This is a genomic window from Ruegeria sp. CF8 (genome assembly GCF_056537285.1).
Genome location: NZ_JBQFRG010000003.1, coordinates 380,109 through 398,741, shown reverse-complemented (window position 1 = coordinate 398,741; position 18,633 = coordinate 380,109). Strand labels below are relative to the sequence as shown.

The window sequence follows — 18,633 nt, the reverse complement described above, 5'->3', positions numbered from 1 at the left end:
TATTGACCGAGGTCAATTGAGAACCACCCCAACTCGGACTAGATAGGGCCCATGTCTATCGCAGCCAAAGCCAATGCCCTCTGGGAATATGCCAACCCGCGCAAGTTTCTTGCGACCAGCGAGCGTGTCCTCCCGTTTTTCTGGATCACCTCGATTGCCTGCATCGTCGTTGGCCTGATCTGGGGCTTTTTCTTTACGCCGGACGATTACAAACAAGGGTCGACGGTCAAGATCATCTATCTGCATGTGCCTGCGGCGCTTATGGCGATCAACTGTTGGCTTATGATGCTGGCGACGTCGCTGGTTTGGCTGGTAAGACGTCACCATGTCAGTGCGCTTGCGGCGCGGGCGGCGGCACCGATTGGGATTGTCATGACCCTGATCGCGTTGCTGACAGGCGCGATCTGGGGCCAGCCGATGTGGGGCACCTGGTGGGCCTGGGATCCGCGACTGACATCGTTTCTGATCCTGTTCCTGTTCTACCTTGGATATGTCGCCTTGTGGGAGGCGATTGAAGACCCCGATACGGCGGCTGATCTGACGTCGGTCCTGTGCCTTGTGGGGTCTGTTTTTGCGATCCTCAGCCGCTATGCGGTGAACTTCTGGAATCAGGGGCTTCATCAGGGGGCATCTGTCATGCGCGCAGCGGCTGTGACCGGAACAGACACCGAAGAAAAGGTCAGCAACATTTTCTTCTACCCACTGCTGGTTTGCATCATCGGCTTTGTTCTGCTGTTCATCGCATTGGTGCTGTACCGCACCGGCACCGAAATTCGCGCTCGCCGGATCAAGGCGCTGATGGCGCGGGAAAGGGTGGGCGGATGATTCCCGATCTTGGAAAATACGCGGACGCAGTTCTGTCGTCTTATGCCGTGTCTATCGTGCTTTTGGTGGCCTTGGTTGCGTTCAGTGTGATGCGTGGGCGCAAAGTGCGCCGTGACATGGAAAAGGTTGAACAAAGGATGTCGCGCAATGGCTAAGATTTCGCCCTTGATGATCGCTCCGCCGCTGATTTTTGGTGCCTTTGCCGTATTGGCCGGAATCGGCATGTTCCGCGACGATCCAAATGCCCTGCCATCCGCGCGTGAAGGGCAGCCCGCCCCGCCTGTGATCCTAAGCGAGTTCCCCGGCAAAACCCCCTTCGATGACGCAACCCTGCGCGACGGAGAGGTCAAGCTGGTCAACTATTGGGCCAGTTGGTGCGCGCCTTGCCGGGCCGAACACCCCAATCTGGACGCTTTGGCGAAAGAAGGCATTCCGGTCTATGGAATCAACTACAAGGACCAGTTGGCCAACGCAGACGCATTTCTTACCGAGCTTGGCGATCCTTACACCGCGATGGGACGGGACGAGCAAGGCCGCATGGCGCTGGATTGGGGCCTTTACGGCGTGCCTGAAACCTACGTGATTGACGGTGATGGCACCATCATCCTGCGCTTTGCCGGGCCTATTACACAGCGCGTGATCGAAAGCACAATACGGCCTGCACTGGAAAAGGCTGCGGGCGGATAAATCCCTTTGTCTTGTGGCAACAAGAACTACAACCGATAGCCCCCGGTAACACCTAGGACTTCGCCGGTTATGAACCCCGCTGCGTCCGAGGCTAGAAAGCGCACGACTTTTGCGATGTCTTCCGGCGCGCCCACCCGGCCAAGGGCGGTGTCTTTGACAAACAATTCTGTCAGATCATCCGGGCGCGGTGCCTCGGGGATGTTGATCGCGCCCGGGGCAATCGCATTGACGCGGATACCCTTTGGGCCCAGTTCTTTGGCCATGGCACGGGTCCACAGGTTAAGCGCAGCCTTGCTGGCCCCATAGGTCGCGGCATCGCGCGGTGGGAGGGTCGCGTTCATGGACGAGATGTTCACGATGGATGCCCCGGCTTGCAGATGGGGCAGGGCGGCGGTCAGAAGGGCCACGGGTGCAAGCAAATTCAGGTCAAGGATGTCTCTGTGATCCTGCAAATTGAACGCCTCTTTAGGCGTTGGGCGGACAAGCCCGGCATTGTTCACAATAACATCCAGCCGTCCGAACTGTGCGATGACCTGATCAATCACGCGAGTGGGCTGATCTTGCTGCGTCAGGTCTGAGCGTATCGCCAGAACGTCGCCGTCCAACACATCCAAATCGGGGGCGCTGTTCAACCATGTGAACGCGATTTGGTGATCACGGCCAAGTTCTTCGACTATTGCCCGGCCAATCCCTCGGGCACCGCCGGTTATCAGTGCAACTGTTTCCATATGTGTACGAAACCTGCAAAAGGGATGCGTTGCAACGCGAATTCAGTTTGGCGATAAACGTCGTCACCTCCGCAGCAATATCCAGATCATCGCCGCGATGAACGCGAAGGTCACAAGGTTCATCAGGGTGTCTGTCAGATCACCGATCAGCATTGTTTTGACCCTCCTCTCTGAGACCGCGGAACAAGCAGACCATCAGCAGGACAGAGATAAAGACAAAGGGCAAAGCACCAAGCGAGATGAGGATCTTAACTGAATCCACTGACCCAGAAAGGATCATCGCAACGCTCAGTAATCCCAGTAGCGCCCCCCAGATCAGGCGTACGCGGGGGGGCGGGTTCTCGTCGCCACCGGTCGAGAAGGTGCCAAGAACAAATGCCGCGCTTACGACGCTGGTCACAATGAACAAAAACGCAGCCAGTACCGTTGCAAGCGTTGTCATCAGGGACAGCGGCAGCCGGTCGAGCAGGGCAAAGGTCACGCGTTCAATGTTTGTCTGCGTGTAGGCCAGCAGTTCGCCCGCCCCGTTAAGGGCCTCGAAAAGTCCGATACCGCCAAAAGCGCCGAACCAGAGGATTGAAAACAAAGTGGGGGCGAACAGTACCCCGATCACGAACTCTCGTATCGTCCGACCGCGAGAAATACGGGCCACGAAGACGCCGACAAACGGCCCCCAGGCGATCCACCAGACCATGTAGGTGAGGGTCCAGTCGCTGAACCATCTGGTGACGTCGTCGCCAAAAAACGTGAAAGTTTGAAAGCCGCGTGGGATGACATTGGTGACGTAATCGCCAAACCCCTGCACCACGGTATTCAAAAGATATTCGGTTGGGCCAAGAATGATGGTGTAGGCAACGAGGCCGATCGCAATCAGCATTGCAGCGTTAGATAAGCGCGCCATGCCTTGCCCCAGATCGATCAAGAGTGCTGGGATATACGCCCCAACCATTGCCAGGAACACGACGGTAATCAAAAATGCTCCGACCGTTTCCCGACCTCCCAACACCGCGATTCCGTCTGCGACCTGAAAGACTCCCATTGCCATTGAGCCACCCACGCCAATGGCAATCGCGATGATCGCCATGAAGTCTGAAAGCCATCCGACACGTTCGGCCCAGCGTTCTCCGGGAAGCAGGCTTTTTATCGGCGCGCTGACCATCATCCCGGTGCCGCGCCGGAAGCTGAAATAGGCAATGGTAAGCGCAGTTGATCCGTATATGGCCCAAGCGTGCAAACCCCAATGGAAGTTGGTCGCCAGCATGGCCTGCTGCGCCGCGATGTAATCGGGTGCCATGCCTGAGATGAAATTGAAGTGGGTTAACGGTTCGGCCACCGCCCAGAACAACAGACCGACCCCCATCCCGGCTGAGAACAACATCGAAATCCACGTGGCGGTCGAGAATTCTGGTTCTTCGTCATCGCGACCAAGACGAATGTTCCCGTATTTCGAGAACGCCAGAACCAGACACCCGATCAACATGCCCGAAGCGGCGAGCATCACGAACCATCCCCGGCTGTGGAAGGTTTGCTGCACAATTCCACTGGCCCAGCTCACCAAGCTCTGAATGTCGATGACACCCCATATTCCAATCACGGCAATGACGCTGAGGGAACAAACCAGCAGGGCGTTTGGTTTTTGCATGGCGCATGGCTTCCGTGAATGACCTTGCCCAACAGTTTCAGGTTTTCGAATGGATGACCAGATAACAAAGAACCCCCGGCGCTAAGCCGGGGGTTTTAGTTGCACGCAACACTAACGGTTTACGATGCCTTTGCAAGGTTGCGCAGCACATAGTGCAACACGCCACCGTTTTCGATGTATTCAATCTCGGGCGCTGTATCGATGCGGCATTTCAGGGTGATGGTTTTCTCACTCCCGTCGCCGTAAACGATTGTGCAAGGCACCTCTTGCAGGGGCTCAACCGAATCCAATCCGTGGATTGAGACGGTTTCATCCCCTTTCAGGCCAAGCGTCTTGCGTGTGTCACCCCCCGTGAATTCGAACGGAATGACGCCCATTCCAACCAGGTTTGACCGGTGGATACGCTCAAAGCTTTCGGCGATGACGGCCTTCACACCCAGCAGCGCAGTGCCTTTGGCCGCCCAATCGCGGCTTGAGCCCGCGCCGTACTGCTCGCCACCAAACACCACCAACGGCGTGCCGTTCGCCTGATAGGCCATCGACGCGTCGTAGATCGAGGTCTGTTCGCCATCCGGACCCTTGGTGTAACCGCCTTCGACGCCCTCCAGCATCTCGTTTTTGATGCGGATATTGGCGAAGGTGCCGCGCATCATGACCTCGTGGTTGCCACGACGCGAGCCGTATGAGTTGAACTCACGCGGTTGCACCTGCCGTTCGATCAGATACTGGCCAGCGGGCGAGGTCGTCGCAAATGACCCAGCCGGAGAGATATGGTCGGTTGTGACCATGTCGCCCAGAATTGCCAGTACCTTGGCCCCTTCGATATTCGAGATTGTGCCCGGTTCGGCACCCATGCCCTGAAAATAGGGTGGGTTTTGAATATAGGTCGAGGTCGGCGGCCAGTCATAAGTTTCCTGTTGTGGAACCTCGACCCCGCGCCATTTCTCGTCGCCTTTGAAGACATCAGCGTATTTTGACTGAAACGCTTCGCGGGTCACAGTGGCCTCGACCAGTTCTGCGATCTCGCTTTGGGTCGGCCAGATGTCTTTCATGAAGACGTCATTGCCGTCTTTGTCCTGACCGATCGGTTCCGAGGTCAGGTCAACATCCATCGTGCCGGCCAGTGCATAAACCACTACCAGCGGCGGCGAAGCCAGATAGTTGGCACGGACGTCCGGTGAAATACGCCCCTCGAAGTTGCGGTTGCCCGACAAGACCGACGTGGCGACCAGATCGCCCTCGGCAATTGCTTCGGATATTTCTTTCTGGATAGGACCCGAGTTCCCAATGCAGGTGGTACAGCCATAGCCAACAAGGTTGAACCCGATGGCGTCCAGATGCTGTTGCAGGCCGGCGGCCTCGAGGTATTCAGACACAACCTGCGAACCGGGGGCCAGAGACGTCTTGACCCAGGGTTGACGGTTCAGGCCCAGTTCATGTGCTTTCTTCGCCACCAAACCGGCACCGATCATCACATATGGGTTCGAGGTGTTGGTGCAGGAGGTGATCGAAGCGATCACGACCTTACCCGACTCCATGCCGTATTCCTCGCCTTTGACTTCGACCTGTTTGCCCATAGGGCGTTTGAATGTCTCGGCCATTTCCTTGGTAAAGGCCGCCTTGGCGTCGGTCAGGGCAACATAGTCCTGCGGGCGTTTCGGGCCCGAGATCGCCGGAACGATCGTGCCCATGTCCAGCGTCAGGGTATCCGTGTAGATCGGAGCATAGTCTGCATCGCGCCAGAGGCCGTTTTCCTTGGCATAGGCTTCGACCAGCGCCAGACGGTCCTCGTCGCGGCCGGTATTGCGCATGTAACGAAGGGTCTCTCCGTCGATTGGGAAGAAGCCGCAGGTCGCGCCGTATTCCGGTGCCATGTTGGCGATGGTCGCGCGGTCGGCCAACGGCAGGCGGTCCAGGCCTTCGCCGTAGAACTCGACGAACTTACCAACAACGCCCTTTTCGCGCAGCATTTCCACGACCTTGAGAACAAGGTCAGTACCGGTGGTGCCTTCGACCATTGACCCCGTTAGTTCAAAACCCACAACTTCGGGGATCAGCATCGAGATCGGCTGACCCAGCATCGCAGCCTCGGCTTCGATGCCGCCAACGCCCCAACCCAGAACGGCCATGCCGTTGACCATGGTGGTGTGGCTGTCGGTGCCAACCAGCGTATCAGGATAGGCGACCTCATCCCCGTTTTGGTCTGTGTCTGACCAGACCGTCTGTGCGAGGTACTCCAGATTTACCTGATGGCAGATACCGGTTCCGGGGGGCACGACACGGAAATTGTTGAACGCCGACTGGCCCCATTTCAGGAACTGATAGCGTTCCATGTTGCGTTCGTATTCTCGGTCCACATTCATCTGAAATGCGCGGGGATTGCCGAATTCGTCGATCATGACCGAGTGGTCGATGACCAGATCAACCGGATTCAGCGGATTGATTTTCTGTGCATCTCCGCCTAGTCCCTTGATGCCGTCGCGCATCGCTGCAAGGTCCACAACCGCCGGAACGCCAGTGAAATCCTGCATCAGCACGCGGGCAGGGCGGTAGGCTATCTCACGCGGGTTCTTCCCACCGTTCACGCCCCATTCGGCGAATGCTTTTATGTCTTCGACAGAGACTGAAAAGCCGTCATCTTCGAACCGCAGCATGTTTTCCAGCACGACTTTCAGTGCCGCTGGCAGTTTCGAGAAATCGCCCAGACCAGCCTCTTGGGCGGCGGGGATGGAATAATATGAAATGGATTTGCCGTTCACGCTTAGGCTGCGGCGTGTCTTGGCAGTATCCTGTCCGACTCTGATGGGCATCAGTGGCCTCCCTCTCAAATGACTTGGGCAATGGGATTCGCTGTCTGTTATCTGTATCACCAAACCCCTTCGTTCAAGGAAGAACAAGAACAAAGGGATCAATTTAGTATACCATTGCACACATTCTTGAGGCAAACGCGCACTTGCGCCTCAAGAAACCTTGATTGGTCGTTGAACAGCGAAGCAGCTATTGCTGAGACCCAACCGCCGAAATCGAGAGTTCTTATGTTCAGACCCGCCATTTTAACTGCCCTGATGTCCTGCTTTTTGGCTGCCTCTGTCGCGGCCGAGGATGATCCTGTGGTGGTTGAGTTGTTTACGTCACAAGGCTGTTCCTCTTGTCCCCCGGCGGACCGGCTGATGCATGATCTGGCCAAGCGGGATGACGTCATCGGTTTGGCGCTGCACGTGGACTATTGGGACTACATCGGGTGGAAGGATGAATATGCTGACCCGGACCACACCACGCGGCAGCGCGCCTATGCCCGGGAAGGGGGGCGCTCGATGATCTATACGCCGCAGATGGTGATCAACGGGCAGCATGACATTGTGGGCGCTCAATCCCGTGAGCTTGACCGCCTGATCAATGCGCATCTTAAGGCGGTGCCCGAGGCGTCGGTGAGCGCAACCCGGACAGCAGATGAAGTGACTGTGGATGTAATGCCCGTGGAATTGCCAGAGGGTGAGACTTATGACGTGCGCATCGTACAATACTCGCCCATGCGCCATGCCTCGATCCGTCGTGGAGAGTTGGCTGGGCACGACTTGGACTATGCCAATGTGGTGGAAACCTGGCAGATCGCCGGGCAATGGGATGGCGTCGCGCCACAAACCTTTTCAGCCCAACTTGGATCAGACCTTCCGGCGGTTGTTTTGGTGCAACGCGCAGGCCACGGCCCTATTGTTGCGGCAACGCGTGTGAAGTGATCAGGGCATCTCGTCCGGGGCAATGCCAAGCCCGTTCCAGTGCTTCCAGCGACGGTGAATCCAAAACCATTGTCCCATATGCTGGCGAACCATCTTCTCTAGGTCATCATTGGTGAACTGGGTCATGGTTTTCGGGTCGGTATGCGGAACCGGATCGTGCAGAATGATCTCAAAATCTATGCCGTTGGGTTGGCGTACCGCATAGCAAGGGATGAGTTCCGCCTTGTATTTCATCGCAAGCTCTGCGTTCAAAACAGACGTCACGGCGGGTTTGTCGAAAAACATAAGCTCTTCGCCCCCCATCGCATGAAGATCTGACACGATGGCAATGATCCCACCCTTTTTCAGCGTGCGCACCATTTCTACCATCCCCCGACGTCCTTGCTCGAACATGGGAGCGCCGGTCTTGTAGAAGGCTTCAACGTAAGCGTCGTTGAAATAAGGGTTTGCCATCCTGCGATACAGGCAGCCTATTGGTTGACCGCTATGTTTTTGCAGGGCAATGCGCGCGGCCAGATAGTGGCCAAAATGCGCAGTAATCATCATGACCGGGCGCCCTTCGGCGACTGCTGCATCAAAGGCGGCAATGCCTGGGCCTGAAATCTTCGCTGTGCTCTGACGCTCGGTGAAACCCTCTGGCGAAAAATGCTCCATGATCGCCCGACCTGCATTGTCCGGAACATCACGGCAGATCTTTTTAACCTCGGCGTCGGACAGGTCAGGGCAGGTGAGCTTCAGATTGCGGCGGATTCGTGTGCGAAAACCAACCACTGGGGCCAGTGATCGCATGATCGCGCCCATGGTCGCGATGCGCCGCTCATAAGGAAGCAGGCGCATTGCCCGGATAATCCCCTGAAGGACCAGATTGGTGACATAGTATTTTCCAAGCTCAAACCGGCTGAGCTCCGACTTCTCGACGGGCATGGAGGCGTCTCACCGCGTGTTGCGTAGTTCTGGGCCAGACATACAGGCCGATTTGGGTAAGCTCAAGCGTTCAGCAGGATGACACACAAAGTGGATGGGTTGAGATGCCTATACTTGGCTTAAGTGCTATTCGACTTCTTCTTCGGGTTCGACCAAAGCGATTGTTCCTGCATCAGCCAATGTCCGAATGGCACCAACCACCTGTGTCATCGCGTCTTCAGCTTCAGATTGCTTGACGCGTCCACGCTCGCCCATCTCTTCGCGCAGATTGTCTGCCATGCGGGACGAGATGTTGGACAAAAGAAACTCGACCGATGCTTTGTCATCATCTGCGGCCGCCCCGGTCAGAGCGGTCACCAGAACGGGTTGGTCGACTTCACGCAGTATGGCTGGGACATCGCGGGCTGCGATACGGCTGGAGATGTGGGCGAAGGTAAAGATTGATTGACGCACAAGATCGGCAAAGGCAGCGTCATCCTCGTCCAGCGCATTCAATAAATCGTCACGCGTCGCAGCCGCAGACTGGTTCAAAATCGCGCCAACACGCGCGCCCGGGCCGTCATCGAACGCCTGAGCCGGGCGCTGATCCAGTTGCGCAGCCAAAGACCAGCCAATCCGCTCGACCGCATCAGGTGTGACGTTTGCCGTCTTTGAAACCGCGTATGTGATCCGACGGGCCACCGGGCCGGGCATATGACCCAGCATTTGAGCAGCCTGAGCGGTGTCCATTTTGGATAGCATCACAGCTGCCACTTCGGTGCTTTCCGCCTGAGCCATGACGGCAAGATCCTCGGCTGCGATGTCGCGCAGCCTTTGCCATGGATCGCCAACCTGACGAACACCCGCCACCTTGCGCAGGCGGGCGGCTGTTTTGGGGGCAATCTTTCCGGTTACTGCATCCAGTGCCCCTGCCAGCCCGTGCGGAAAAGCTAGCCCAAGGTTATCCAAAGCCTCGCTGAATTCCTGCGCCACGGCATCCAGAGTTACGCGATCCACCAGACCCATCTCGCCAAGCTGGTGTGTCAATTTTTCTTGCAGGTCATCTGGCAGTTCTTCAAGAGGAAGATCCGCGCCTTCGTTGAGCAAAAGGCGTACAACAACCGCGGCTTTCTGGCGGCTGGTCAATGTCCTGGGAACAAGCCGCGGTTTGTTGTCATTCCCTTCGGCAAGCGGAGCGGTTGCGCCGGGTGCCGCTTGTATTAATGCGTTTGTGTCCTGCATCTGCCTGTGGTGCCAAAATTTCTGAACCACAGGCAGATTACGGAGAATCGGGTTAAATAACCTTGAAGTTTAGTAGTTATAGGTCAGCCCGGTGCGGATGGCTTCGCGCAGCGATGCCTCGGCCCAGGTTCCTTCACCGCCACGTGCTTTGATCTCACGCCATTGCTCGATCGCCAGATCGGTTCTGCCCTCGGCGACAAAGCCCTGTCCCATGTAACTGCGGGCGAGGATGTTGTCGGGATTGGAGTCGATGGCGTTGGTGTAGAAGACGTTTGCCAGCTCAAGCTCACCCATTTTGCGGTAAGTGAAGCCCCAATACGTCAGGACGCGATCATCGTCCTGATCCATGATGCGAAGAATGTTCTGAGCGTTCTCGAATTGCCCGTCATAGGCCAGCTCGCGCACGGCGTCATAAAGTTCATCATCGGTGAAATTGGTCTTGTTCGGTTTAACACAACGCCCCGCGTCCTTGTCGTAGACGCGGCCAAAAAGGCACTTCTTGGTCGTATTCGTCGGTTTTGGTGGGGTCGTGGTGCTGCCGCCGCCGCCGGCTGCATACAAAGCCGGTGCGAAGGCAAAAGCCTGAAGGGCAATAGCTGAAACTAAAACAAGGCGCATTTTCCTACTCCGTTCTCTGGGCTGCTCTGATCAAGCATAGCGCGATTTGATAAAAGGCTAACAATTGCGCTGTCGCTTTTATTCACAAGTAGGAAAGAAAAACCTTAGCTATTAACAATTTTTACGCAGCTATGGGCCTCGGCGTCCCATTGAGTTCCCGGCGCGCAGGACTGCGTTTGTTCAGTATGGGCGCTGCAGGCCAAGGCGACGGAGGCTGAGCAGCCAAGGGCCAATGCGCAAATCAAAGTCCGGATCATCAAGCTTCTCCTGTTGGGGAATGCGCGGACAAGATAACCGATTTTTGATGATCTGGCAAAAGAACAAGGCCCGGATCGCTGTGCGCGAACCGGGCCCCAGAACTGCTTGATCGGCTTAAGAATTATTCGCCGAACACTCGGGCAAAGATCGTATCGACATGCTTGGTGTGATAGCCAAGGTCGAATTTTTCTTCGATTTCTTCCGGGCTGAGCGCAGCGGTAACATCGGCATCTGCCAACAACTCTTGTTTGAAGTCGGTGCGATGTTCCCAGACCTTCAGCGCGTTGCGTTGGACCATGGCGTAAGCGTCTTCACGGCTGACCCCGGCTTGGGTCAGCGCCAACAAAACCCGCTGGCTCATGACAAGTCCGGGGAACTTGTTCATGTTCTCCATCATGTTCTCGGGGAAGATCAGCATCTTGTCGACAACGTCTGTTAGACGGGCCAGCGCAAAGTCGAGCGTGATCGTGGCGTCCGGCCCAATCATGCGTTCAACTGACGAATGCGAAATATCGCGCTCATGCCAGAGCGCGACGTTCTCCATCGCAGGGATCACGGCCGCGCGGACCATGCGCGCCAGACCTGTCAGGTTCTCGGTCAGAACCGGGTTCTTCTTGTGCGGCATGGCCGAAGAACCCTTCTGACCCATCGAGAAAAACTCGGCCCCTTCCAACACCTCGGTCCGCTGCATGTGACGAATTTCGATGGCGATGTTTTCGATGCTGCTGGCGATAACACCCAGAGTCGCAAAGAATGCGGCGTGGCGGTCACGCGGGATGACTTGCGTGCTGATTGGTTCAGGCACCAACCCCATCTGGTCGCAGACATGTTCTTCGACGCGCGGATCGATATTGGCGAAGGTGCCAACCGCACCGCTGATCGCGCCGGTGGCGATTTCAGCGCGAGCGTCCCGCATGCGCGACAGGTTGCGGTCCATCTCAGCATAGAAGCGGGCAAAGGTCAGGCCCATCGTGGTCGGCTCGGCATGGATGCCGTGGCTACGACCGATGCGTACAGTGTCCTTATGTTCAATCGCGCGACGCTTGAGGGCGGCCAGAAGACCTTCAAGATCCGCGATCAGGATGTCAGCTGCGCGGGTCAGTTGTACGTTCAGGCAGGTGTCCAGCACGTCGGAACTGGTCATGCCCTGATGCACAAAACGGGCTTCTTCGCTGCCCACATGCTCGGCCAGATGGGTCAGGAAGGCGATGACATCGTGCTTGGTGACGGCCTCGATCTCATCAATACGGGCTACGTCGAACTCCACGTCCTTGGCTTTCCAAACGGCCTCGGCATTTTCGCGCGGGATGACGCCCAGATCGGCCATGGCATCGCAAGCATGTGCCTCGATCTCGTACCAGATGCGGAACTTGCTCTCGGGCGACCAGATGGCGACCATGTCAGGGCGGGAATAACGAGGAATCATTGGCGGCAGCACCTTTTTGTGATTGGGATGAGGCGTTGGCGCGGGGTTTAGCCCTGTGTGCAGCAGGGAACAAGACGAGAGAACGCCTATGAGACGGTTTGCCCTGATTTTAGCCCTTTGGCCGGGTGTTTTGGCCGCAGATGGCTTTCAGAAATTGTCGGGGGACGAAATACTGGCCGCGTTGACGGACAAGAAGCTGGAATATGGTGCAGGGGTTTGGCAAACCTTCGAGGCCGGCATGAGCACGCAGTACTTCTCGGGCGGGCCAAGCGCCGGGCGCTGGGCGGTGCGCGAGGATCAGTATTGTTCGATCTGGCCGCCTTCAGACTTGTGGGCCTGCTACGACGTCTATCGCAATGAGGATACGATCCGGTTCGTCGATGATGCAGGCGGCCAGACAGACGGCGTTTACGTGCAATAAAGATGCTAGCGCATTTAGCGATCTGAAGACCCGTTGGCGATGGCTACAGCGCTTTGAAAGCTGCCATGGGGCGTTGCAACCCACCCGGCCGATAAGTGCCGGTACTGGACAAACTGCATCTTGAAGGGTCAAGCTGCGTTTGAGGAAATCATCAGGTTATTGAGATATGCGTTTATTTTCAGGTTCATTGCTTGCCGCATTTGCTGCTGTTTGGCTGAGCGGGGCAGGGTCAGTGACGGCCGATACTCCGGTGACCTACACCGAAGATGGTCGTTCGTTGTTTAGTTTTAGCGTCCCTGACTTTTGGGTGCTGCGCACTGGCGGCCCGCGAGAGATCGAAGATTCAGAGCTGGGTGATACGCGTGGAGTGTCCCGCGTCATGGGGATGCGCCCGGTGACAGATGATACAGTCTGGATGGGCTTTGTTTCACCCGAAGGGGTTTCATCCATTCAGGATGGTGTCCGCTATTTGCAGGATATTGACAAGTTTCTGGTCAACGACCCCACCATCACAAGCACCAGCGACACACGCATCGGAGGATTGCCGGCAAAGGTGTTCCGGGGCACCGGACGCCGCGAAGGCAGAGGAGTGAGCTTTACAGCGACGCTCATTGATCTGCCACGAGGCCGCGTTGCAGTTGCCGTGGCCATCCTGCGCGATGGTGCGAATCCGGACTATGCTGACGATCTGAACGCAGTTTTCGCGTCGTTCCGGTCGCTTCAGTAGGGAGAAGGTGCGATGAACTTACAGATGATCAGACGAATTTCTCTTGCACTTGGGCTGGGGGCAGCAAGCTTTGGCTTGTCGGCCTGTGACGGCGTCTCGGTTGGTGTCGGATATGGATATGGGTACGACCCGTTCTACGACTCGATGCTTTGGAACGATTACTACCGCCGAGACGTTAATATCAACGTCGACCGCCCTGATCGACCAAACCGGCCTGATCGCCCGGTTCGTCCTGAACGTCCGAAACCGCCGGTTGCCAAACCGCCTGCACGGCCAAGGCCGCCAACGGCGCGTCCACCTGCGGCACGGCCGCCCATTCATCGGCCATCACCGCGCCGCTAAAAATCAGGGCCGCCAGACAGGCGGCCTTTTTTATGACAGAAGCTCGGTTGTGATATGGGCGGAACCTTCCAGCGTTCGGTGCACCGGGCATTTGTCTGCTATCTCAAGCAAGCGCTGTTTTTGCGATTGATCCAGCGGACCGGTCAGCCGGATTTTCCGACGAAACTGATCCACTTTGCCCTCGTTGGCCAGACCTGCATCCTGCGCATGCACTTTGTCATGACAGACATCAACGCTGACATTTGTCAGAGGCCAGCGCTTGCGCCGCGCGTACATCCGGATCGTCATGGATGTGCAAGCGCCCAGACCAGCGGAAACAAACCCGTAAGGGGACATGCCCTTGTCTGTACCTCCATACGAGACCGGCTCATCCGCGACTGCGTGGTGGAGTGGTCCTGCCTGAATATCTTGCATAAAGCCACTTGGGTCAGCCTCGGTGACACGCACAACACCTTCCGGGGCCCCGGGTGGTGGGGCGGGTGGGCATAGCTTTACGTAACGCGAAACCCAAGCGGTTATCACATCAGCCGCATATTCGGCATCCTCAGCACGTGTGATCAGGTGATCGGCATCGTCGAGGGTCACAAAGCTTTTGGGATGTTTTGCCGCCAGAAAAATCGTGCTGGCGTTATCGATGCTGACGGTTTCATCCCGCGGTGCGTGAAGGATCAACAACGCTGCTTTGAGTTCGGCAATCGACGCCGACAAGGCAGATTGCGCGATGTCATCTACAAAGGCTTTGCCAATGCGGAAAGGACGTCCGCCTAATGTGACTTCGGCACTGCCGTCCTGTTCAATCTGCGGCAGAGCGTCTTCGAAATGATGCGAGACATGGCTTGGGTCTGCCGGTGCCCCGATTGTCACCACGGCTTTAATCGACGGAATGCCCGCCCGTGCACGCAGAACCGCTGCGCCGCCCAACGAATGTCCGATCAACAGGGCCGGGGCCATGTCCCGCCCAGCGAGGTATTGTGCAGCGGCAATCAGGTCTTCGACATTTGAAGAAAAGGTCGTGTTGGCGAACTCACCCTCGGAATGGCCCAGCCCGGTAAAGTCAAAACGCAGAACCGCTATACCCATGGCAGCCAGTCGGGCAGATATGCGCCGGGCTGCCGGGATATCCTTGGAACATGTAAAGCAATGGGCAAAGAGCGCTGTCGCCAGCACCGGACCGTCCGGCAGGTCAAGACGCGCGGCCAGTTGGCTGCCGTCATGTCCGGCAAAGGTAATGCGTTCCGTGGGCATGTCGGCTCCTTGAATGGGTTGGGGGAACACCGACAATAGTGGGTTTATGTTGGTCCGGTCTCAACCCTTATGTCAGTCGCGTCACGTGAAGGTGAGAACTTTGTGCGTGTTTTCTGACCTGTGAAACATCATCTCGCGGAGCGCCAAGTTTGAGGGGGCGGTCACGCAGGATTGCACTTAAATCATCACGTAATGTGAAGTTACATAGTTCAAACATTCATTTTACTTATAGTCTAATTGGGCACATCTAAGGATCGAAGTTGTCGACCAAGGAGATACCCATGTCACACGCAGAACTCGCCGCCCGCACCCCTGTGATGCACCCGCTGTGGATCATTGCGTTGCTACTGGCCGGTTTAGCAGGCTTTGTCGCTGGACAGTCCTGGCCCGCAAACTTGAGCGGGCCACAGGTTCAAGACGAACCGATCCTGGAAGACTGGCACGGCAATGTCCGCCGGTCGCATTGGTCAAAGTGAGGCGTTGGCCTCACTCACCCCCCATTAGACGGGCATCGAACGGGTACTTTGTCAGGTTCTCATAGCCGTCTTCGGTAATGAGAACCTGATCTTCAAGCTTGATGCTGAAGTCACCGCCAACCTCGCCAACGCAAGCCTCGACACACAGAACCATTCCGGGTTCCAGTGCATAGTCGTATGACCCTTTGACAGCTTGATCGGGATAGGCCACCAGCGGCCACTCGTCGCACAGGCCCACGCCGTGCATCAGGCAGCCGTATTTTTGCGCCTGAAACTTGTCGTCCAGCCTGTGGGAGTTTGCCGTCAGTTCCGGGATCATCACGCCGGGCTTGAGCATCTCCATATTGGTCATGATGTGTTCATGTGCGTGCTGCATGGCGTAGACCATGTCTTCACGCGGCTTCTGATCACCAATCCACCAACTGCGGGAAATGTCGATACAAATTCCGTAGGATCCAATCAAATCGGTGTCGAACGAGATGATCTCGTTCTGCTGAGTGATCCGTGGGCCGCATTCCTGAAACCACGGGTTCGTACGTTGACCCGAGGCCAGAAGGCGCGTTTCGATCCATTCCCCGCCGCGCTTGATGTTTTCCGCATGCAGGACAGCCCATATGTCATCTTCCGAGGTCTTCCCATTGCCCACATTGGCACGGGCAAATTTCTCCATTTCAGCTACAGCTGTCTCGCATGCATGGCTGGCGCAGCGCATCGCAAGGATTTCGTCCGGTCCTTTGATGGCACGGGTCTTTTCGGTCAGCTCTTCGCCTTCCATGATCTCAAACCCCTGCGCCTCAAGCGCGCGCAGGCCGTGTAGCATGATCTTGTCGACGGCCAGGCGTTTGTTGCCGCCGCTATGCTCTTCGATTAGCACCCGCACTTCATTCGAGAACACATCCGCCGCCACGTCGACCTTGTCGCCCCGGTCGAAGTAAAACAGATCAGCGCCTGAGCGTTGTTCACGCACCAAGGGGTTGAAAGTGCTGAGGAAGGGAGAGTTCTTGTAGTCCCAAATCACCATGTACCCATCGGCACACAGCAACACAGCACGGAACGGGTTGTGCGTATTCCACAGCTGCATATTTGTGCTGTCGGTCCCATAGCGAATGTTCAACGGATCGAACATCAGCACGCCGCCGTACCCACGATCCACAACACCTTGTGTCAGCCGCTTCCAGCGATGTTCCCGCATACGGGTCAGGTTGGGCAATTCCAGCCCCGCAGCGGCCCATTCGTCAAACGCCAGCTGCGTCGGTCCGATCTCAATCCGGTCATTGTCGTTTGGAGTACCGTCACCCAAAGTTGCGCCTTTGCTGGGATCGATCTTGCGCGTGTCTCTGTAGTGATGATTCATGGCTGGCCTCGTTATGTGCTTTGGCAAAACTAATGTGCCGATCTACAGCGTCTGAAAAAAATGCGACCGCGAGGTTGTCGTTTTCGACCGACACGTTGTCTGGGGCATGATAAGCCTTTGTCATGAGGCAGATTCTGCAAAACACAATTCCGTACGATGTCCGAAACACGCGTGCCTTGCCGGGCATACAACCGACGACATTAGAAAACTGGCTGCATCGCGACGAGGCATTTTCTGGTCAGATGCAACGACGTGAAGAGCTGCTTTTAACCCACCGAGACGATGTTTTGGCACTTGATCCTCAGGCCGAACCCGCCGCGCGCGAGTTGCTGGATCTGGTGTTGGCCCAAGTCTACCCTTCTGCCAGCAAGACGGTTGTCAGGTCCGATGGTGCGATGGTTCCCATCGACTACAGTCAGCCGTTGGATACGCTGTGCAAGCTGGTGCAGGAAGACTTCTGTATTCTTCAAAAACACGGGGATGAGCATGTTCTGACCGGCGCGATCCTGTGCTTTCCAGCCAGTTGGCGCTTGTCGGAAAAATTCATGCGGCCACTGATCGACATTCACGTGCCGGTCGAAAGCTATGACAGCAATATCGCGAAGCGGGTACAGCGGCTGTTCGATGGTATTCAGCCCGGTCGTCCTTTGTGGCGTTTCAATGCTCTCTGGTATGAAGATCCCGAGCTGTTCCAGCCCCGCAGTGTCCACGCACCGCGGGAAATTCGGGACCGGCAACAAAACTCTTATCTACGGAGCGAGCGGCAAACTCTATTGCGCCTGCCCAAGACGAATGCGGTCGTATTTTCCATTCATACGTATGTTCTGGCCGCGCACGCGGTTGCAGAAATGGAAAACCCCGCCTGACGGCGGGGCCTCCAAGGAGGGTCTTGGTAATTTGGTTACATGCCCAAGGCGTTTGCTACGTCGGCAAACGCATTGCTGGCGTTCAGTGCGACAATGGCAAACGTGAACACGAGCACTTGGGTGTTGAGACGGAAATCTTCGCCCCGGATCAGGTTGACTGCGGCCATTGACAGGGCGATCGGTGCAGAAACGCTGGCTAGAACGCCTGTCATGCACCAGCTGCTGAGACGCAGAATGTCGCTTGGTCGTTCGTCGTCTGCCGCGGCATCAGCATCCGTTACCGCCCGATCAGACGGAGCGGCATCTTCGCTGCGGAACGCGATGCTGAGCAATTGTTCATCCGTAAGCTGGATCGGCCGAGCCGACGGAGCATGCAGGGCAGTGACATTGTCATCCAGTTCAGGCATTTTGACGTCGGCGAACTGACCGGTCAGGGACTGAAAAATCTGTTTCCTGTCTCGCGTTTCGCGACTTGGGGTCAGGGTGTCAAACGCGCTCATGAACTGTTCGACAGTTAGAACCGTATGCGGCGACAGCCATTCAATCCGCCGGGTCGAGCAGATATCGACCATGCGGTACAAAATAACCACAAGCATCAGCTCTGAGATTTCGGAATCATCCAGCAACGGCGACACGGGGGTGACTGACAGCACAAGCCGGTTCTGAGGATGCGAGACGCGGGGCTTTGTTATGGTTTTTAGCCCCGCGGCGCGATCCATGCGCTCGTAACGGTCTTCCTGCTCGGGTGTGCCTGTATCCAGCGTCAGCCGAACCAGATATTGGCTCGAGACGATGCTGGCCTCGGAATAGCTGAGCAGCGCTTTGCGCTCGACCAGATGGCCGTAGTCTTCAAGCGTTGTCGCAACGATGGTTCCAAAACGCTCAAGCGCGTCAGTTGCGTCACCATCAAATTGCAGACCGCCATGGTAGCTATGCTTCCGAGCCACTGCTTTGTCCTTATTCAAGCTTTGTTCGAAACTCACTCTAGCAACCGTTCTGGGGGAGAATTTGGCGAAAAATGCAAAAAAACGAAATTTTCCCGCGATTGATTACGCTTTGGAAACCAAGAAACTAAAGGCTTTTGTTTGTCACTGTGGCGGAAATGTGGCGAAAACGAGAGCGGTGCGTGTTTTCCG

19 protein-coding genes are annotated in these 18,633 nt (G+C 56.5%); 8 read left to right on the top strand and 11 right to left on the bottom strand.

From position 1 onward, the window contains the following. Positions 1-51: 51 nt before the first annotated feature. The 3 genes from ACR0EV_RS09885 to ACR0EV_RS09875 are packed head-to-tail and all read left to right on the top strand — an operon-like array spanning position 52 to position 1,512. The gene (locus ACR0EV_RS09885) at positions 52-825 is read left to right on the top strand and encodes a heme ABC transporter permease (RefSeq protein WP_171090769.1); all 774 of its coding nucleotides are present in this window, start codon (positions 52-54) and stop codon (positions 823-825) included. Beyond that, on the top strand, positions 822-980 hold the full coding sequence (ccmD, locus tag ACR0EV_RS09880; RefSeq protein ID WP_480799926.1) for a heme exporter protein CcmD: 159 nt from the start codon (positions 822-824) through the stop codon (positions 978-980). Before ACR0EV_RS09885 ends, ccmD begins: the two co-directional genes overlap by 4 nt. Continuing rightward, a complete protein-coding gene (locus ACR0EV_RS09875) occupies positions 973-1,512 on the top strand; it encodes a DsbE family thiol:disulfide interchange protein (RefSeq protein ID WP_480799925.1) in 540 nt (179 codons plus the stop codon). The genes ccmD and ACR0EV_RS09875 overlap by 8 nt, the downstream gene beginning before the upstream one ends. A gap of 26 nt (positions 1,513-1,538) precedes the next feature. Here ACR0EV_RS09875 and ACR0EV_RS09870 read toward each other — a convergent pair whose 3' ends face one another. From ACR0EV_RS09870 to acnA, 3 genes are all read right to left on the bottom strand, one after another. Beyond that, positions 1,539-2,240, bottom strand: coding sequence for an SDR family NAD(P)-dependent oxidoreductase (locus ACR0EV_RS09870; RefSeq protein WP_480799924.1), 702 nt, complete (start codon positions 2,238-2,240; stop codon positions 1,539-1,541). A gap of 139 nt (positions 2,241-2,379) precedes the next feature. Continuing rightward, positions 2,380-3,882 carry a BCCT family transporter gene (locus tag ACR0EV_RS09865; RefSeq protein WP_480799923.1) on the bottom strand — a complete coding sequence of 501 codons (1,503 nt, stop codon included), beginning with the start codon at positions 3,880-3,882 and terminating at the stop codon, positions 2,380-2,382. A 119-nt stretch (positions 3,883-4,001) separates the two neighbouring features. Then, positions 4,002-6,692: an aconitate hydratase AcnA gene (gene acnA / locus ACR0EV_RS09860; RefSeq protein WP_480799922.1), complete on the bottom strand. Its 2,691-nt coding sequence runs from the start codon at positions 6,690-6,692 to the stop codon at positions 4,002-4,004. 225 nt (positions 6,693-6,917) lie between these two features. On the opposite strand from acnA, the gene ACR0EV_RS09855 reads away from it, so the two are divergent. After that, positions 6,918-7,619, top strand: coding sequence for a DUF1223 domain-containing protein (locus ACR0EV_RS09855; protein ID WP_480799921.1), 702 nt, complete (start codon positions 6,918-6,920; stop codon positions 7,617-7,619). On the opposite strand, the gene ACR0EV_RS09850 is transcribed toward ACR0EV_RS09855, so the two are convergent. From ACR0EV_RS09850 to purB, 4 genes are all read right to left on the bottom strand, one after another. Beyond that, positions 7,620-8,543 (bottom strand): lysophospholipid acyltransferase family protein, encoded by a 924-nt coding sequence (locus ACR0EV_RS09850; protein WP_480799920.1) that lies wholly within the window; start codon positions 8,541-8,543, stop codon positions 7,620-7,622. Positions 8,544-8,669: 126 nt separating this feature from the next. Next, on the bottom strand, positions 8,670-9,764 hold the full coding sequence (locus ACR0EV_RS09845; RefSeq protein ID WP_480799919.1) for a flagellar motor switch protein FliG: 1,095 nt from the start codon (positions 9,762-9,764) through the stop codon (positions 8,670-8,672). A gap of 69 nt (positions 9,765-9,833) precedes the next feature. Next, positions 9,834-10,382, bottom strand: a complete 549-nt coding sequence (locus tag ACR0EV_RS09840; RefSeq protein WP_480799918.1) for a tetratricopeptide repeat protein — start codon at positions 10,380-10,382, stop codon at positions 9,834-9,836. A 379-nt stretch (positions 10,383-10,761) separates the two neighbouring features. After that, positions 10,762-12,066, bottom strand: a complete 1,305-nt coding sequence (gene purB, locus ACR0EV_RS09835) for an adenylosuccinate lyase (RefSeq protein WP_480799917.1) — start codon at positions 12,064-12,066, stop codon at positions 10,762-10,764. An 88-nt stretch (positions 12,067-12,154) separates the two neighbouring features. On the opposite strand from purB, the gene ACR0EV_RS09830 reads away from it, so the two are divergent. Both ACR0EV_RS09830 and ACR0EV_RS09825 read left to right on the top strand, forming a co-directional pair. Continuing rightward, positions 12,155-12,487, top strand: a complete 333-nt coding sequence (locus ACR0EV_RS09830; protein ID WP_480799916.1) for a hypothetical protein — start codon at positions 12,155-12,157, stop codon at positions 12,485-12,487. Positions 12,488-12,653: 166 nt separating this feature from the next. Next, positions 12,654-13,214: a hypothetical protein gene (locus tag ACR0EV_RS09825; RefSeq protein ID WP_480799915.1), complete on the top strand. Its 561-nt coding sequence runs from the start codon at positions 12,654-12,656 to the stop codon at positions 13,212-13,214. 181 nt (positions 13,215-13,395) lie between these two features. Here ACR0EV_RS09825 and ACR0EV_RS09820 read toward each other — a convergent pair whose 3' ends face one another. Further along, the gene (locus ACR0EV_RS09820) at positions 13,396-13,542 is read right to left on the bottom strand and encodes a hypothetical protein (RefSeq protein ID WP_480799914.1); all 147 of its coding nucleotides are present in this window, start codon (positions 13,540-13,542) and stop codon (positions 13,396-13,398) included. Between the two features lie 44 nt (positions 13,543-13,586). Beyond that, positions 13,587-14,801 carry a bifunctional alpha/beta hydrolase/OsmC family protein gene (locus tag ACR0EV_RS09815; RefSeq protein WP_480799913.1) on the bottom strand — a complete coding sequence of 405 codons (1,215 nt, stop codon included), beginning with the start codon at positions 14,799-14,801 and terminating at the stop codon, positions 13,587-13,589. A 281-nt stretch (positions 14,802-15,082) separates the two neighbouring features. Here ACR0EV_RS09815 and ACR0EV_RS09810 point away from each other — a divergent pair, with 281 nt between their 5' ends. Then, positions 15,083-15,277 (top strand): hypothetical protein, encoded by a 195-nt coding sequence (locus ACR0EV_RS09810; protein ID WP_480799912.1) that lies wholly within the window; start codon positions 15,083-15,085, stop codon positions 15,275-15,277. Between the two features lie 10 nt (positions 15,278-15,287). On the opposite strand, the gene dddP is transcribed toward ACR0EV_RS09810, so the two are convergent. After that, complete coding sequence (gene dddP, locus ACR0EV_RS09805; protein ID WP_480799911.1) at positions 15,288-16,631, bottom strand: dimethylsulfonioproprionate lyase DddP; 1,344 nt, start codon at positions 16,629-16,631, stop codon at positions 15,288-15,290. A gap of 122 nt (positions 16,632-16,753) precedes the next feature. On the opposite strand from dddP, the gene ACR0EV_RS09800 reads away from it, so the two are divergent. Further along, on the top strand, positions 16,754-17,497 hold the full coding sequence (locus tag ACR0EV_RS09800) for a heme-dependent oxidative N-demethylase family protein (protein ID WP_480799910.1): 744 nt from the start codon (positions 16,754-16,756) through the stop codon (positions 17,495-17,497). A 35-nt stretch (positions 17,498-17,532) separates the two neighbouring features. Here the strand turns inward: ACR0EV_RS09800 and ACR0EV_RS09795 are convergent, their stop codons facing one another. After that, positions 17,533-18,444 (bottom strand): hypothetical protein, encoded by a 912-nt coding sequence (locus tag ACR0EV_RS09795; protein ID WP_480799909.1) that lies wholly within the window; start codon positions 18,442-18,444, stop codon positions 17,533-17,535. Positions 18,445-18,633 lie beyond the last annotated feature (189 nt).